This is a genomic window from Thioalkalivibrio versutus (assembly GCF_001999325.1).
GTDB classification, from domain to species: domain Bacteria; phylum Pseudomonadota; class Gammaproteobacteria; order Ectothiorhodospirales; family Ectothiorhodospiraceae; genus Thioalkalivibrio; species Thioalkalivibrio versutus.
This window is the reverse complement of the sequence record NZ_MVAR01000015.1, coordinates 97,741-114,254: the sequence shown is the minus strand read 5'-3', so window position 1 is coordinate 114,254 and position 16,514 is coordinate 97,741. Positions and strand designations below refer to the sequence as shown.

15 protein-coding genes are annotated in these 16,514 nt (G+C 67.3%); 12 read left to right on the top strand and 3 right to left on the bottom strand.

Translation table 11 applies throughout. The annotated features are described in order from the left end of the window. Nucleotides 1-2: 2 nt before the first annotated feature. A complete protein-coding gene (apbC, locus tag B0684_RS05820; RefSeq protein ID WP_018146032.1) occupies nucleotides 3-1,094 on the bottom strand; it encodes an iron-sulfur cluster carrier protein ApbC in 1,092 nt (363 codons plus the stop codon). 454 nt (nucleotides 1,095-1,548) lie between these two features. On the opposite strand from apbC, the gene metG reads away from it, so the two are divergent. The 12 genes from metG (at nucleotide 1,549) to B0684_RS05760 (ending at nucleotide 12,207) form a co-directional block, all read left to right on the top strand. After that, nucleotides 1,549-3,588 carry a methionine--tRNA ligase gene (gene metG / locus B0684_RS05815; protein ID WP_018169458.1) on the top strand — a complete coding sequence of 680 codons (2,040 nt, stop codon included), beginning with the start codon at nucleotides 1,549-1,551 and terminating at the stop codon, nucleotides 3,586-3,588. Between the two features lie 101 nt (nucleotides 3,589-3,689). Beyond that, nucleotides 3,690-4,310, top strand: coding sequence for a methylthioribulose 1-phosphate dehydratase (mtnB, locus tag B0684_RS05810; RefSeq protein WP_018169457.1), 621 nt, complete (start codon nucleotides 3,690-3,692; stop codon nucleotides 4,308-4,310). Then, on the top strand, nucleotides 4,310-5,017 hold the full coding sequence (locus tag B0684_RS05805; RefSeq protein ID WP_018169456.1) for an HAD family hydrolase: 708 nt from the start codon (nucleotides 4,310-4,312) through the stop codon (nucleotides 5,015-5,017). The genes mtnB and B0684_RS05805 overlap by 1 nt, the downstream gene beginning before the upstream one ends. A 165-nt stretch (nucleotides 5,018-5,182) precedes the next feature. Continuing rightward, a complete protein-coding gene (gene rsxA / locus B0684_RS05800; protein WP_018146036.1) occupies nucleotides 5,183-5,761 on the top strand; it encodes an electron transport complex subunit RsxA in 579 nt (192 codons plus the stop codon). Next, nucleotides 5,758-6,342, top strand: coding sequence for an electron transport complex subunit RsxB (gene rsxB, locus B0684_RS05795; protein WP_018169455.1), 585 nt, complete (start codon nucleotides 5,758-5,760; stop codon nucleotides 6,340-6,342). Before rsxA ends, rsxB begins: the two co-directional genes overlap by 4 nt. Before the next feature lie 32 nt (nucleotides 6,343-6,374). Then, nucleotides 6,375-8,045 carry an electron transport complex subunit RsxC gene (gene rsxC, locus B0684_RS05790; RefSeq protein WP_018650334.1) on the top strand — a complete coding sequence of 557 codons (1,671 nt, stop codon included), beginning with the start codon at nucleotides 6,375-6,377 and terminating at the stop codon, nucleotides 8,043-8,045. Continuing rightward, entirely contained in the window at nucleotides 8,045-9,106 is a 1,062-nt protein-coding gene (gene rsxD, locus B0684_RS05785; RefSeq protein WP_018169453.1) for an electron transport complex subunit RsxD, read from the top strand. Before rsxC ends, rsxD begins: the two co-directional genes overlap by 1 nt. Then, complete coding sequence (rsxG, locus tag B0684_RS05780; RefSeq protein ID WP_018169452.1) at nucleotides 9,099-9,794, top strand: electron transport complex subunit RsxG; 696 nt, start codon at nucleotides 9,099-9,101, stop codon at nucleotides 9,792-9,794. Before rsxD ends, rsxG begins: the two co-directional genes overlap by 8 nt. After that, on the top strand, nucleotides 9,791-10,492 hold the full coding sequence (locus B0684_RS05775; protein WP_018146041.1) for an electron transport complex subunit E: 702 nt from the start codon (nucleotides 9,791-9,793) through the stop codon (nucleotides 10,490-10,492). The genes rsxG and B0684_RS05775 overlap by 4 nt, the downstream gene beginning before the upstream one ends. A 107-nt stretch (nucleotides 10,493-10,599) precedes the next feature. Then, the gene (locus B0684_RS05770; protein ID WP_018169451.1) at nucleotides 10,600-11,037 is read left to right on the top strand and encodes a hypothetical protein; all 438 of its coding nucleotides are present in this window, start codon (nucleotides 10,600-10,602) and stop codon (nucleotides 11,035-11,037) included. Nucleotides 11,038-11,103: 66 nt separating this feature from the next. Further along, nucleotides 11,104-11,754 carry an endonuclease III gene (gene nth, locus B0684_RS05765; protein ID WP_018169450.1) on the top strand — a complete coding sequence of 217 codons (651 nt, stop codon included), beginning with the start codon at nucleotides 11,104-11,106 and terminating at the stop codon, nucleotides 11,752-11,754. Between the two features lie 27 nt (nucleotides 11,755-11,781). Then, nucleotides 11,782-12,207: a DUF1841 family protein gene (locus B0684_RS05760; RefSeq protein ID WP_018169449.1), complete on the top strand. Its 426-nt coding sequence runs from the start codon at nucleotides 11,782-11,784 to the stop codon at nucleotides 12,205-12,207. Here B0684_RS05760 and B0684_RS05755 read toward each other — a convergent pair. Continuing rightward, entirely contained in the window at nucleotides 12,185-15,352 is a 3,168-nt protein-coding gene (locus tag B0684_RS05755; protein ID WP_018169448.1) for an efflux RND transporter permease subunit, read from the bottom strand. The two genes, B0684_RS05760 and B0684_RS05755, sit on opposite strands and share 23 nt — an antisense overlap. Further along, complete coding sequence (locus tag B0684_RS05750) at nucleotides 15,349-16,476, bottom strand: efflux RND transporter periplasmic adaptor subunit (RefSeq protein WP_018169447.1); 1,128 nt, start codon at nucleotides 16,474-16,476, stop codon at nucleotides 15,349-15,351. The genes B0684_RS05755 and B0684_RS05750 overlap by 4 nt, the downstream gene beginning before the upstream one ends. Between the last annotated feature and the right edge of the window lie 38 nt (nucleotides 16,477-16,514).

Here is a 16,514-nt window from a genome sequence, read left to right as displayed (position 1 = left end):
GATCAGTTGTCCTGGATCACGATGTTGGGGAATTTGCTGCTGTAGTCCTTGGACTGCTCAGCCAGCTTGGCACCCGTGCGCCGTGCGATCTCGCGGTAGATCTCCGTGATGCGGCCCTCCGGGTCGGCGACCACGGTGGGTTCGCCACCGTCCGCCTGCTCGCGGATGCGGATGTCCAGCGGCAGTGCGCCCAGCAGATCCACGCCGTATTCCTCCGCCATGCCCTCGGCGCCGCCCTGGCCGAAGATGTATTCCTCGTGGCCGCACTTCGAGCAGATGTGGATGCTCATGTTCTCGATGATGCCGAGCACCGGCACCTCGACCTTCTCGAACATGCGCAGGCCCTTGCGCGCATCCAGCAACGCGATGTCCTGCGGCGTGGTCACGATCACCGAACCGGAGACCGGGATCTTCTGCGACAGGGTTAGCTGGATGTCACCGGTGCCCGGCGGCAGGTCGATGATCAGGTAGTCCAGCTCCTTCCAGTTGGTCTCGTTCAGGAGCTGCTCCAGCGCCTGGGTAACCATCGGGCCACGCCAGATCATTGGCGTGTCCTCGTCGATCAGGAAACCAATGGACATCGCCTGCACGCCGTGGCGCTCCAGCGGCTCCATGCTCTTGCCGTCCTTGGATTCCGGCTTGTCCTTGATCCCCAGCATGCGCGGCTGGCTGGGGCCATAGATGTCGGCATCCAGGATACCGACCTGCGCGCCCTCGGCGACCAGGGCCAGCGCCAGGTTGACCGCGGTCGTGGACTTGCCCACCCCGCCCTTGCCGGAAGCCACGGCGATGATGTTCTTGATCCCCGCCATTGGCTTCAGGCTCTTCTGCACCGCGTGGGTCGTGACCTTCGTGCTGATGGTGACCTCGGAGGACTCGAGCCCGGCCACACCCGCCAGGGCACCCTGGATGGCGGCGCGCAGCTCGTCGTGGTACCCAGCAGCGGAATACCCCATCTGGATATCGATCGCGGCACGGGCACCGTCCACGCGGATGTCCCGGACCTCGCCGGCGGCGACCAGGTCCTGCTCGAGGTACTTGTCCTGAACGGTCTTCAGGGCGTTTTCGATCTGCTCTCGCGCGAGTTCGGCCATGGGTACGTGGCATCCGATGTTGGGAGTGATCGCGCGATTCTACTGGCCTCGGTGCACGACGCCAATGGCACCACGAGCCACCCGTCCTTTCCGAAGCCCCCCAGGCGCGAATCAAGGCAGGTGTCAAGGCCCTTGCGACGGTTTTATGCACAAAGGACCTGAAGATAGGGAACATCGGCCAAGATAGGCGCACAAGCATCTAAGTCGCTGCACCATTGTTCTTCAAGATACTGTTTTACCTACATTCCTACGCGTTGGTCGTTTTTTAACCAATTTGTCATGCGGCCTTGTGTGGCAAGGCCTGGCGACCGATTCCACCGGGTTGCCCACAGAGTTATCCACAACTTCTGTGGACAACATGCCGGAGCCCTTGGCACGCCTCGACAACCCGCGAGCCAAACCCGACAATAGCGCCCCTGCACCCGCGCCCGGTGCCACCCAAACGAGCCAAGCAATGACCGATACCCCGCGCAAGATCCTCGTCACCAGCGCCCTGCCCTACGCCAACGGCCCGATCCACCTGGGCCACCTGGTGGAATACATCCAGACCGATATCTGGGTGCGCTTCCAGCGTTCGCGCGGCCACGAGGTCATCTATGTCTGCGCGGACGACGCCCACGGCACGCCGATCATGCTCAAGGCGCGCGCCGAGGGCATCGAGCCGGAAGAACTGATCGCCCGCGTGCGCCAGGAGCACGAGGCCGACTTCGCCGACTTCCGCATCGGGTTCGACCACTACCACTCCACCCATTCGGACGAGAACCGCGAGCTGGCCGGGCAGATCTACACCGCGCTGCGCGATGCCGGACATATCGAGACCCGCACCATCGACCAGGCCTATGACCCCGAGGCCGGGATGTTCCTGCCCGATCGCTTCATCAAGGGCACCTGCCCCAAATGCGGCGCCGCGGAACAGTACGGCGATTCCTGCGAGGCCTGCGGCGCGACCTACAGCCCGCTGGACCTGAAGGACCCGGTCTCCGCGATCAGCGGTGCGCGCCCGGAGTCGCGCGCCTCCGAACACTACTTCTTCAAGCTCGGCGACTTCGAGGCCTTCCTGCGCGAATGGACCCGCTCCGGACGCCTGCAGGACGCGATCCGCAACAAGCTGGACGAGTGGTTCGACACCGGTCTCAGCGACTGGGACATCTCCCGCGACAAACCCTACTTCGGCTTCGAGATCCCCGATGCGCCGGGCAAGTACTTCTACGTCTGGCTGGACGCACCGATCGGCTACATGGCGAGCTTTCGCGCCTACGCCGCGCAGCAGGGGCTGGACTTCGACGCCTGGTGGGGGGCGGACTCCGACGCCGAGCTGTATCACTTCATCGGCAAGGACATCGCCTACTTCCACACCCTGTTCTGGCCGGCCATGCTGCACGGTGCGGGCTATCGCACCCCCTCGGCGGTGTTCTGCCACGGCTTCCTGACCGTCAACGGGCAGAAGATGTCCAAGTCGCGCGGCACCTTCATCCGCGCCCGCGACTACCTGGAGCACCTGAACCCGGAATCCCTGCGCTACTACCTGGCCGCCAAGCTGGGCGACAGCGTCGACGACCTGGACCTGAATTTCGAAGACTTCGTGCAGCGCGTGAACTCGGACCTGGTCGGCAAGGTGGTCAACATCGCCAGCCGTTGCGCCGGCTTCATCAACAAGCGCTCCAACGGCGAACTGGCCGCGGAACTCCCGCGCCCGGACCTGCACGAGGCCTTCGTTGCCGAGGGCGAGGCGATTGCCGAGGCGTTCGAGAAGCGCGAATTCGCCCAGGCGATGCGCCGCATCATGGCCCTGGCCGACCAGGCCAACCAGTACATCGACGAGGCCCAACCCTGGGTCCTGGCGAAGCAGGAGGGCCGCGAGGCCGAGGTCCAGGCGATCAACACCCAGGGGCTGGACCTGTTCCGGATCCTGATCGTCTATCTCGCCCCGGTGCTGCCAAAGCTCGCCGCCGACGCCGCCGAGTTCCTGAACCTGGAAGACACCCGCTGGGCCAGCCGCGAGCCGCTGGTCGGACGCAGCATCCAGAAGTTCAAGCCGCTGATGACCCGCATCGAAGCGGAGACCATCGACAAGCTGCTGGAGGCGTCGAAGGCCACCCTGGCCGCGACCGAGGCATCCAGCGCCACCGACAACGCCGCCCCGGAGGCGACCGTGGATCCGATCGCCGCGACCATCGACTTCGACACCTTCGCCCAGGTGGATCTGCGCATCGCGCGCATCGCCAACGCCGAACACGTCGAGGGCGCGGACAAGCTGCTGAAGCTGACCCTGGACATCGGCGACGAGACGCGCCAGGTATTCGCCGGCATCAAGTCCGCCTACGCGCCGGAGGACTTGATCGGTCGGCATACCGTGATGGTCGCCAACCTGGCCCCGCGCAAGATGCGCTTCGGCGTCTCCGAGGGCATGGTGCTGGCCGCCGGCCCGGGCGGCTCGGAGCTGTACATCCTGAATCCGGATGACGGCGCCCGGCCCGGCATGCGCGTCAAGTAGTGCCCGCCCCCGGCGGCGCGATTTACGCAGAACACCCGCGGCCCATGGATTTGCGCCCGTTGCTCGCGTAAGCTGCCGCTCTTTTCTCGGTCCCCGGACGCATGGAACAAAGCCCCGAATTCAAAGCACAGATCCGCCTGCTGGCCGACGCCGGACGCGAGCTCGCGGAACGCGGCTGGCTCCCCGCGCGCACCGGGCACTTCTCCGCGCGCCTGGATGACCAGCACATTGTCATTACCGCTCCCGGGCGCGGCAAGGATCTGCTGGATGCGCACGACTTCATGGTCGTCGATCTGGAAGGCCACCTGATCTCCGGCAGCGGAGACCCCGGCCCCGAGACCTTCCTGCACATCATCATGTACCGCCACGACCCCAAGCTGGGGGCCGTGCTGCACACGCACAGCGTCCACGGCACGGTGCTTTCGCGCCAGGTCGCCGGGACGCTGCTGCTGCGCGACTACGAGGCCCTGCGCGAACTCCCGGGTTGCGAACACCCCTCGCGCGGCCTCCAGATCCCGGTGTTTGCCAATCACCCGGACATGCAGCAGCTGGCCGCCCAGGTCGACGCCGCCATGACGCGCAATCCGGAGCTCGCCGGGTATCTGATCAACGGGCACGGCCTCTACACCTGGGGTCAGACCGTAGAACTGGCGATGCAGCGAACCGAAGCCTTCGAGTTCATGTTCGAATGCGAGACGCTGGCCCGCCAGCTCGTCGTGTAATGGCCACCTCTGCCGCGCATTCGGCGCCTCAGGCCATCATCCTGGCCTTCGAAGGGATCCTTGCCCCATCCGGCGTGCTGCGCGAGACGCTGGAGCCACATGCCCAAGAGGCGCTGCCCGGCTTCCTCGAGCGTCACGCGGAGTCCACCGCGGTACAGCGCACCCTGGCGGATATCCTCGCCTACTCCGGGCGCGAGCTGGACGCGGATGGCCTGCTCGCCCAGATCCGCGCCTGGATTCGCGGCGGCCAGGACATTACCCCGGTGCGCCAACTGCAGGGCATGGTCTGGGCGGACGCGCTGGAGGCCGGCGCGCTGCAGCCGCAACTGGACGCGGCCACAGCCGAAGCCCTGGTGCACCTGCACGCGGCCGGCGTCGCCCTCTACAGTTTCGGCGCAACCCCGGCCCCGGTGCAGCGCGACTGGCTGCGCCACAGCCCGCACCCGGAAGTGGAAGAGTGCCTGGACGGGCTGTTCGATACCCGGATCGGGGGCCGGCGGGATGCCGGCAGTTACCGCCGTCTGGCGGAAGAGATCGGCCGCACGCCCGAGACGGTGCTGGTCCTGTCCGCGCGTGGCGACGAGCTCGATTGCGCGCACCAGGCCTGGCTAATGACCGCCCGGCCCGAGGCCGACCCGAATGCGCAGGACGCGCATCCGGTACGGTCCTTGACCTCGCTCATGCCCGCGGGCGCGCAGGGCAACTAGTCTCTTACTCAGGACCGCTGACAAGAAGGTTGTCCGCCGCACACCTGGAAGCCGCCCAAAGACGGGGTCACTCCGCAGAAAGCGGGTACCCACGAAGCCCTCGGGGTTGAGTACGCTGTACCACTCCCGGATACTGTATTGTTGACCTGACGACTCGGAATTAACGTGGAATACGTCCTGATACTCATCAGTACGATCCTCGTGAACAACTTCGTACTGGTGAAGTTTCTGGGCCTGTGCCCGTTCATGGGGGTCTCACGCAAGGTCGAGACGGCCACCGGCATGGGCCTGGCCACGACCTTCGTGCTGACGTTGTCCGCGGTCAGCTCCTACGTGATCAACGAGTACCTGCTGCTCCCGCTCGGGCTGGAGTACCTGCGCACCATCGCCTTCATCCTGGTGATCGCCGCCGTGGTGCAGTTCACCGAGCTGGTGGTGCGCAAGACCTCGCCCCTGCTGTACAACGTGCTGGGCATCTTCCTGCCTCTGATCACCACCAACTGCGCGGTGCTGGGCGTCGCCCTGCTGAACGTCCAGGAGGCGCACAACTTCGTCGAGTCGGCCCTGTACGGCTTCGGCGCCGCGGTCGGTTTCTCGCTGGTCCTGATCCTGTTCTCCGCCATCCGCGAGCGGATCGCGGTGGCCGACGTGCCGGTGATGTTCCGCGGCAGCGCGATCGCCATGATCACCGCCGGGCTGATGTCGCTGGGGTTCATGGGCTTCTCCGGGCTGGTTCGGCTGTGAGCGTGCTGTACGCCATCCTCGCGATCGGCGGCCTGGCCGCCGTATTCGGGGTGATTCTGGGCTTCGCCGCGCAGCGCTTTCGCGTGGAGGCGGACCCAGTCGTCGATCAGATCGATGCCCTGCTGCCGCAGACCCAGTGCGGCCAGTGCTCGTATCCCGGCTGCCGCCCGTACGCCGAGGCCATCGCCGCGGGCGAGGCGGACATCAACCGCTGTCCGCCCGGCGGCCAGGCGACCGTGCGTGCCCTGGCGGACCTGCTCGACCGCGAGCCCACACCGCTGGAGGAAGAAGAACAGGAAAAGGCCGTCGCCATCATCGACGAGAACATCTGCATCGGCTGCACCCTGTGCATCCAGGCCTGCCCGGTGGACGCAATTCTCGGGGCTGCCAAGCAGATGCACACCGTGATCGAGGAAGAATGCACCGGCTGCGAGCTGTGCATCGAGCCCTGCCCGGTGGACTGCATCACCATGGTCCCGGTCGGCACCGACATCACCGAATGGCGCTGGTCGGAGCCGGACCCTTCGCCGATCGAACGGCCCATCCACGTCATCGCGGACGGTTCGCGGCAGCCCGGCTGAGCCGGATGCCCGCGAACCGTTAGAATACGCTTATGAAGCTGCATCGCTTCCATGGGGGCCTGAAACTGGCCGAAGAGACCGACGCCAGCACCCGCGACCCGGTGCTGGTGATGGGCGTGCCGTCCCGGCTGATCGTCCCCCTGGGCCAGCATATCGGCGAGGCGGCGGAGCCCTGCGTGGCAGTCGGGGACCGTGTGACCAAGGGCCAGCGGATTGGCCAGTCCAAGGGCTATATCGCAGCCCACGTGCATGCCCCCACCTCCGGCGAGGTGGTGGAGATCGCCGACCACGCGGTACCCCACCCTTCGGGCCTCAGCGCCCCCTGCATGACCATCCAAAGCGATGGCCGCGACGACTGGGGCGAAACCCGCATGGAGCCCTGGCTGGACTGGGACACCCGCGACCCGCGCAAGCTGCGCCAACGCATTCGCGATGCCGGGATCGTCGGACTGGGCGGAGCCGCCTTTCCTACTGCGGTCAAGCTCAATCCGCGCGCCGGCCAGCGCATCCACACGCTGATCGTGAACGGGGCCGAGTGCGAACCCTACATCAGCGCCGACGACTCGCTGCTGCGCAGCGCCCCCGAGGCGGTATTCGAGGGCATCCGCATCGTCGCCCACCTGCTGGGTGTGGAGCGCGTACTGTTCGCGGTGGAAGACAACATGCCGGAGGCCATGCGGGCACTGACCGAGACCCTCCCCGGCGAACTGCGCGAACGGGTCCAGTTGGTCTCGGTGCCATCCATCTATCCCACCGGCGGCGAGCGCCAGCTGATCAAGGTCCTCACCGGCCAGGAGGTCCCCAGCGGCGGCCTGCCGGCGGATATCGGGATGATCTGCAACAACCCGGGTACCTTCAAGGCGGTCTGCGATGCGGTGATCCAGGGTCGCCCGCTATTGTCGCGCATCGTCACCGTCACCGGGCCGGGCGTGCAGCATCCGCGCAATGTCGAGGCCCTGCTGGGGACCCCGTTCGCCGATGTGATCGCCGCCGCCGGTGGCTATGCCGAGGGCGTGGACCGCCTGGTGATGGGCGGCCCGATGATGGGCTTCGCGGTCCATGACGACGCCATCCCGGTGATCAAGGGGACCAACTGCCTGCTGGCGACCCGCCCGCAGGACACGCCCGCACCCGGCCCGCTGATGCCCTGCATCCGCTGCGGCGAGTGCGCGGCCGTCTGCCCGGCGCAACTGCTGCCGCAGCAGCTGTACTGGCAGGCCAGGGCCAAGGACTTCGACGCGACCCAGGAGTACGGCCTGTTCGACTGCATCGAATGTGGCTGCTGCGCGCATGTCTGCCCCAGCAACATCCCGCTGGTGCAGTACTACCGCTATGCCAAGAACGAGATCTGGGCGCGCGAGAAGGAGCGCCAGAAGTCGGATATCGCGCGCGAACGCTACGAGTTCCGCCAGGAACGCATCGAGCGCGAGGAACGCGAAAAGGCCGAACGCATGGCCAAGAAGAAGGCCGCGCTCAAGAAGAAAGACAGCAGCGCCGACGGCGCCAGTAACGAAAACAGCGACAAACAGGCCGCCATCCAGGCCGCGCTCGAGCGCGCCCGAGCGCGCAAGGCCGCCAAGGCCGGGGACGCCGTCGAAGGCGCGGCGACCGAGCAAGCGGACAAGGCGGCCGCCACCCCCGAGACGCACACCGAACCCTCCCAATCCGGCGAACGCGATTCCACGGACACGGGCGACCGCTGATGCGCTTTCGCACCGAATCCTCGCCGCACATGATCCCGGCCCACTCGGTGGGCGGGGTCATGCAGCAGGTCCTGATGGCGCTGGTGCCCGGCACCCTCGCGATGGCCTGGTTCTTCGGCTGGGGCGTACTGGTCAATGTGGTCCTGGCGGTGCTGTTCGCGGTGGCCTTCGAGGCCGCGATCGTCGCCGCCCGCAAGCGCCCGGTGATGCCCACGCTGGGCGACAACTCGGCGATCGTCACCGGCTGGCTGTTCGCGCTGGCGATACCGCCGCTCACACCCGTCTGGGTCACCCTGATCGGCATCGCCTTCGCCATCATCGTCGCCAAGCACCTGTATGGCGGGCTGGGCTACAACCCGTTCAACCCGGCGATGGTCGGCTACGTGGTGGTACTGGTCTCGTTCCCGCGCGAAATGGCCCTGTGGCCGGCCCCGGACACCCTGTCCGAGATGTCGCTGGGCCTCGGGCAGACGCTGCAAACGGTCCTCACCGGCAGCCTCCCGGCCGCCATGGACTGGGATGCCATCACCCGCGCCACACCGCTGGATGCGATGCGCGAGGGCCTGGGCGCCGGGCGCACGGTCAACGAGCTCACCACCAGCCCGCTGTTCGGCACCTTCAGCGAAACCAGCTGGGAGTGGATCGGCAATTTCTTCCTGCTCGGCGGGCTGTACCTGTTGTTCCGGCGGATCATCCACTGGCACATCCCGGTGGCGGTGATCCTGGGCGTGGCGATCCCGGCCGGCTTCTTCTGGATGCTGGACCCGGACTCCTTCGCCTCGCCGGCCTTCCATGTATTCAGCGGCGCGGTGATCATCGGCGCCTTCTTCATCGCCACCGACCCGGTGTCCGCCTCCACCACCCCGCTGGGGCGCATCCTCTACGGGGCCGGCATCGGCCTGCTGATCTTCGTCATCCGCACCTGGGGCGGCTACCCGGATGCGGTCGCCTTCGCCGTACTGTTGATGAACATGGTCGCCCCGACCCTGGACCACCTGACGCGCCCGCGCATCTTCGGGCGCGAGCGCCGCGGACCGCCACCGGGGGACGGCCATGGGTAACCTGAAGCCACGGGACATCCTGCTGGCGACCGCCCTGCTCGCTGGGTTTGCCGCCGCCGGGGCCGGCATCGTCGCCCTGGTACAGGACTCCACCGAGGCGCGCATCGCGGAGAACCGCATGGCGGTCAATCGCAACCGCATCGCGGAGCTGACCGGGGAACTCGACTACCGCAACGACCCGGTCCACGACACCATCGATCTGCACCACGAGCTGCTGGGTGGAGGCCCCCTGCCGGTCTGGTTCGCCCGCGATGCCGAGGACGAGGTGGTTGGAATCGTCTTCTCCGCGATCGCCCCGGACGGCTACAGTGGCAATATCCACCTGCTGATCGGCGTCGACCGCGACGGCGAACTCCAGGGCGTGCGGGTCTCCGCGCACCGCGAGACCCCGGGCCTGGGCGATGCCATCGAGGCCGAGCGCTCCGACTGGATCCGCGGCTTCGACGGGCGCTCACTGGGCAACCCACCGGCCGAGGGCTGGCACGTGCGCAAGGACGGCGGGGTCTTCGACCAGTTCACCGGGGCCACCATTACCCCGCGTGCGGTGGTTCGCGCCGTCTATCGCACGCTGGAATACTTCGACCATCACCGTGACGAATTGCTGGCGACCCGGCCCGAGGAAACCGGCTCCGTCACGGAACCGCTCCCGACCAGCGAGATCAACGGGGACGACGAGGCAAGCCGATGAACCCGACCCTGACCGACATCATTCGCGACGGCCTGTGGCACAACAACCCCGGGCTGGTGCAGCTGCTGGGACTGTGCCCGCTGCTGGCGATCTCCGGCACCATGGTCAACGCGATTGGCCTCGGCATCGCGACCACCCTGACCCTGCTGCTGTCGAACGTGCTGGTCTCGCTGATCCGTGACCATGCGCGCCCGGAGATCCGCATCCCGGTGTACGTGCTGATCATCGCCTCCATCGTCACCGCCATCGAACTGGCGATGAACGCCTGGTTTCACGGGCTGTACCTGATCCTCGGCATCTTCATCCCGCTGATCGTGACCAACTGCGCCATCATCGGCCGCGCCGAGGCCTTCGCCTCGCGCAACTCGGTTCCGCGCGCCGCGCTGGACGGGCTGATGATGGGACTGGGCTTCACCGGCGTGCTGATTGCCCTGGGTGCCCTGCGCGAGGTGCTCGGCCAGGGCACCCTGATGGCCAACGCCCACCTGCTGTTCGGCGACTGGGGCCACGGCATGACCCTGCAGCTCTACCCGTCCGAGCACGGCTTCCTGCTGGCCCTGCTGCCCCCCGGCGCCTTCATGGCCATGGGCCTGCTGATCGCCGCCAAGAACTGGATCGACAGCCAGTTCGAAGCGGAACCGAGCCCCACCGGCGACGAGACCGCGACCGCAACCGAGGCGAGCCCCGACAACGCCTGATCGGCTCCGGCCTTGATTCCTGGCTGTCAGCCGGTAAACTTCCGGCGCCACGAATCCGTTCTACCGGGGCCACCGCCCCGGACATTCAAACGTCCCAGGAGATTGGCATGGCTGGACACTTCCCGTTTGCTGGCAAGCGCGGCACGCGCTACGGCCTCGCCCCGCGCGGCACGATCGCCGCCTTTTTCGAGAACCACGGGTTCAACGACGAGCTCCAGGAGAAGTACTACAAGTGGTGGTACGACTTCGCCAAGGACTTTGTCGAGAAGGACAGCGACCTGTCCTACACCATGATCCGCAAGTTCGACAGCTACCCGATGGGCACCCATGCCCACCATGCGTTCCACTTGAACGACAAGTACTGGCCGAGCTGCCTGGACGAGCTGGGTTCGTTCATCCGTGACGTCATCTTCCCGAAGATGGACGAAAAGGCGATGCACGACATCGAAGAGAAGCACGCCAAGCTGATCAAGGACCTGGAGAAGGAAGCCGAGTCCAACCCGCGCGACGCCGCGCCGGATATTGGCCATTTCCGCCACGTCTGAGCAACGCCACTACGCGAGTTGCCGGCCCCGCGAAGCGGGGCCGGTTTGTTTGGAGCCCCCGCATCCATGAACGCCGCGAAGCGAGAAGCCATCTTCGAACGCCTGAAGGCGGCGAACCCCGAGCCGACGACCGAGCTCGACTACGACACCCCCTTTGAACTCTTGATCGCGGTCATCCTGTCGGCCCAGGCCACGGATGTCGGCGTCAACAAGGCCACCCGCCGTCTCTACCCGGTGGCGAACACCCCCGAGGCCATCCTCGAGCTGGGCCTGGACGGTCTCAAGGAACACATCAAGACCATCGGCCTGTACAACGCCAAGGCCGAGAACGTGATGAAGACCTGCCGCCTGCTGGTGGAGCGCCACGGGGGCGAGGTCCCGCGTGATCGCGAATCGCTGGAAGCCCTACCGGGGGTTGGTCGCAAGACCGCGAACGTGATCCTCAACACCGCCTTCGGCGTCCCCACCATCGCGGTGGACACCCACATCTTCCGGGTCGCCAACCGCACCGGCCTGGCCCCGGGCAAGACCGTGCTGGAGGTGGAAAAGCGCCTGATGCGCCTGACCCCGAAGGCCTACTTGCAGGACGCCCACCACTGGCTGATCCTGCACGGGCGCTACGTCTGCAAGGCGCGCAAGCCGGAGTGCTGGCGCTGCCCGATCGAGGATCTGTGCGAATACAAGGCGAAGACGCCGCCCCCGACCCGTGGCGCCTGACCACCACCAATACCCCGAGGACACCCCATGTACGGCAACCGCGACCAGATCCGCACCCAGTTCGTCGACGCCTGGCAAAAGGCCCAGGCCGGCGAGGCCCTGTCTGATCTGGAACAGCAACTGGTGGACGTGATCTCGGACCACCCCGAGTACCACGACTACCTGAAGGACCGCGAGACCGCGCTGACCGGCGAGTTCCCGCCGGAGCTCGGCACCTCCAACCCGTTCCTGCACATGGCCATGCACCTGAGCCTGCGCGACCAGGCGCGCACCGACCGCCCGGCCGGGACCCGCCAGCTGCACCAGGGGCTTTGCGCCCGCTTTGGCGTCATGGATGCCGAGCACCGGATGATGGAGTGCCTGGGCCAGGTCCTGTGGGAAGCCCAGCGCAGCAACGCCGCGCCGGACGAGAATGCCTACCTCGAGTGCATCAAGCGCCTGGCGAGCCGCTGACCGCGGAACCCGACCCGCCCACCGATACCGGCCGTCGGTCCAGACCCCACCGGTCCAGCAATACCAGCATGGCGGGCGTGAACAGCAGGGTCAGCGGAGTCGCAAACAACAGCCCTCCGGCGATGGCCGTCGCCAGCTGGACCCAGAACCCTGTGACCGGCGCGCCGACGTAGAAGTCCCTGCCGGAAAAGTCCACCGTCCACGCCAGCACCATCGGCAACAGGCCGAGGATGGTCGTGATCGCCGTCAACAGCACCGGCCGCATCCGCTGCGCGGCCGCGCGCAGGGCCGCCTCCATCGCATCCAGCCCAAGCCTGCGCTGCTCGTTGTAGGTATCGATCAGCACGATGTTGTTGTTCACCACGATCCCCGCCAGCGCCAGCACACCGATCCCGCTCATCACGATGCCGAAGGGCTCCCCGCGCAGCAGCAACGCCAGCAGCACCCCGGCGGTGGAAAACACGATGGCCGAGAGCACCAGAAAGGCCTGGGAGAAGCGATTGAACTGGGTCACCATCATCGCGAGCATCAGGAACAGCGACAGTCCGAACGCCCCCAGCAGGAAGTTCGTGGCCTCGGCCTGCTCCTCGGCCTGACCGCGAAAGCGCAGCTGCACCTCGGCGTCCAGCTCCATGTCGGCCATCCGGCCTTCGAGCGCACGCTGGCGCTCGTCTACCAGATAGCCGGGGGCCGCATCCGCCTCCAGGGTGTACGCACGATGGCCATCGCGGCGCTTGATCAGGCCGGTCGCCGGCACCGGCACCAACTCGGCGAAATGGGCCAGCGGCACCAGCCCGGTGGCCCCCGGCAGGTTCAGGCCCGCCAGCTGCTGAAGATGGCGCTGCGCGGCCGGCAAGCGCAAGCGGATATCAACCTCCTCGTCGCTGTAGTCCGGACGGTAGGTTCCCAGCAAGATCCCGCTGGTGACCAGTTGCACGCCCTCGCCCAGCAGCGGGACATCAACCCCGAAGCGAGCCGCCTGTTCACGGTCAAAGCGCACCTCCAGCTCCACCCCGGGCAGGGGCAGGTCGTCGGTCACGTCCACGAACCCGCCGAGGGCGTCCACCTCGGCGCGCAGCTGCCGGATCACGGGTGGGATCCGGTCGGGATCGGCACTGGCGGCCTCGACCACGATCGGGCGACCCTCGCTCGGTCCACGTTCCTGGGCCCTGAACTGCAGGCGAATCCCCGGCAGGTCCGCGGTCCGACGGCGCAGGTCTTCGATGATGGCCGAAGCCGGTGGCCGCTGCCGCCAGCCAATCAGCTCCAGCTGAATGACCCCGATCACGTCCTCGGCATAGTCGCCCTGCAGACGACCTAGCTGGGTCCCGATGGTGCGCGCGTAGACGTGGCGGATCTCGGGTACGCCGTGCAGAGTGCCCTCCACCTGGCGGACCAGGGCATCCGCCTCCCATACCGAGAGATCGCCGCGTGCCTGCACCTGGACCTGCACGAAGTCAGGCTCGACCTGCGGGAAGAACTCCACGCCCCGGCCCTGCGTGGCATACAGCGCGTAGGCCACCACGACCACCGCGACCGTCCCCGCCAGCGTCCAGCCGGGATGCCGCACTAGGGATTGCAGCAGGTGGATATAGGCGCGCGTAATCCCCTGCAGTTCGTCGTAGCGTCCCTCCTCCGCCGCGCGCACGTAGCGCGTCTGCGCGGCGTTGATCGGCCGGCTCTGCCCGATCACGGCACCCAGCGCCGGGATAAAGACCAGTGCCATCGCCAGCGAGGCGATCAGGGTCACGATCACGGTGGCCGGCAGGTAGACGATGAACTCGCCGACCATGCCGGGCCACAGCAGCATGGGCGCGAACACCGCCAGCGTGGTCCCAATGGCCGTTGTGATGGGCCAGGCCATGCGCTGGGCGGCCGCGCGGAATGCATCCGCCCGCGCCATGCCCTCGGCCACATAGCGATCCGCCAGCTCCACGACCACCACGGCACCGTCCACCAGCATGCCCACGACCAGGATCAGGCCGAACAGCACCACCACGTTCAGTGTGAAACCCATCAGGTAGATCACCAGGATGCCGCCGAGGAAGGCCCCGGGAATCGCCATTCCCACCAGCAGCGCCGCCCGCGCCCCCATCATCGCCAGGATCACCAGCGCCACGATCAGCATCGCGGTTATCACGCTGTTCTCCAGGTCCCCCAGCAGGTCGCCTACATCCCGCGCCATGTCCTGCAGGTAGGTCACCTCCACCGCTTCCGGCCAGTCGGCCCGGGCGGCCTCAATGGTCGCCCGGGCAGCGGCCACGACCTCGAGGATATTAGCCTCCGAGGCCTTGCGGATCTCCAGCGAAACCGAAGGCTGACCATCGATGCGGGTGAAACCCTCGGGGTCGCGGTAGGTCTGACGCACCTCCGCGACATCGCGCACCCGCACCACCGCATCGCCCTCCACGCGGATCGCGGTGTCCAGCACGTCGTCGACATCATCAATGGTGCCCGGCACGCGCAGCGGAATACGTCCGGCCCCGGTGTCCAGCGCGCCGGCCGCCACCAGCCGGTTGTTGCGCTCGATCGCGCGGGTCAGTTCGCTGAAGGACAGTTCATAGGTCTCCAGCACCAGCGGATCGACCAGGACCTCCATCTGCTCCTCGCGATCCCCGCCGACATCCGCCTCCAGCACCCCGGGGATCGCCTCGACCCGGTCGCGCAGCTCGCGCGCCAGGCGCACCAGCGCCCGCTCGTCCAGCGGCCCGGAGAGATTCAGCGTCAGCACCGGAAACAGCGACAGATCGACCTCGGAGACGCTCGGCTCCTCCGCACCCGCCGGCAGCTCGGGGCGCACCTGGTCGACCTCCTCGCGCAGGTCCGACAACGCCTGGCGATTGTCCCAGCCCGGCTCGAAGTCCAGACGCACCAGGGCAAAGCCCTCGCCCGCCCAGGACTGCATCTCGTCCACCCCGGGCAGTGCCTGCAGCTCGCGCTCCAGCGGCCGCAGCATCAAGCGCTCGGCGTCTTCCGGGCTGACCCCGGGATACGGCACCGAGACAAAGAAGATCGGGACATCGATCTCCGGTGCCGCCTCCTTGGGCACGATGTGGTAGGCGGTCGCCCCCAGCACCAGGATCAACAGAAGAAAAAGCAGTACCGTCCGGGCATGTGCCACCGCCCAGGCGATCAGGGACCTCACGGCGCCGCCCCGTCCACCGATTCCGGCACCGACGCCCCGGGGTCCACCTGCGCCGCTTGCGGGCGCACCGGCTCGCCATCCGTTACGAAACCGTGGCCGATGGTGATCACCCGTGCCTGTTCGGGCAGGCCGGTCACCCAAACGCCATCGGCCGCGGCCCGGATCACCTCCACGGCGTGGAACACCACCCGATCCGCCGCGTCGACCGTCTTCACGCCCACACGCCCGGCGTCATCCAGCCCCATCCAGGCCGGGGACAGCTTGTGCGCCTGCACCACGGCGGTCGGGATCTCGACGCCGGCACTGATACCCGACGGCAGTGCCTCGTCCGGGTTCGGCACGGCAATCTCGACGCGAAAGGTCTGCGTGCCCGATTCGGCCACGCGCGAAACGAACCGCACCTCGCCCTCGGCACGCCGTCGATCAAGGAAACGGATCCGCGCCGGCTGGCCCGGCTCGACCCGCCCGATCTGGTGCTGGGGGACATGCACCACCGCCAGGAGCGGGTCGTTGTCGACCACCTCCGCCACCGGGTCGCCGCGACTGACGAAGTCGCCGCGATCCGCCAGGCGCTGATTCACGATGCCCGCGACGGGTGCGACGATCCGCGTGTTGCGGATGTCCAGCTCGATCGCCTCGAGCTCGGCCCGTGCGGCCTCGCGCTCCGCCTCGCGGGCCTCCAGTTGGGTACGCGAGACATGGCCCTGGTCGTGCAGGCGCTGGGCCGCCTCGTATTCGCTCTCCGCCCCGCGCAACCGGGCAATCGCCTGCCGCCGCCGCGCCTCGCGATCATCCATGCGCAGGTTCGCGAGTTCATCCCCCACATCCACCCGCGCCCCGCGGGCCACGGCCCATTCCGCGACCTGGCCTTCGGTCTCCGCCCGCACCATTACTCGCAGATCCGGTTCCACCCGCCCTTGCAGCACCAGCAAACGCTCTACCGGCTCGGCCGTGAGCTCCGTTACCGCCACCGCCATGGGCTGGGGATCGCTTGCCCGCGGCGCCTCCTCCGTCTCGCGCCCGAGCATCCCGGAGACGATCCAGACCACCACGAGCACCATAATGCCCAGGGCGATGAACAACCGGGACTGAGCGCGCAGGCCCTGCCAGACAGACCCGCTCACGCTACGCTTCCAGCCGCGCCCGGACGAACTGCACCAAG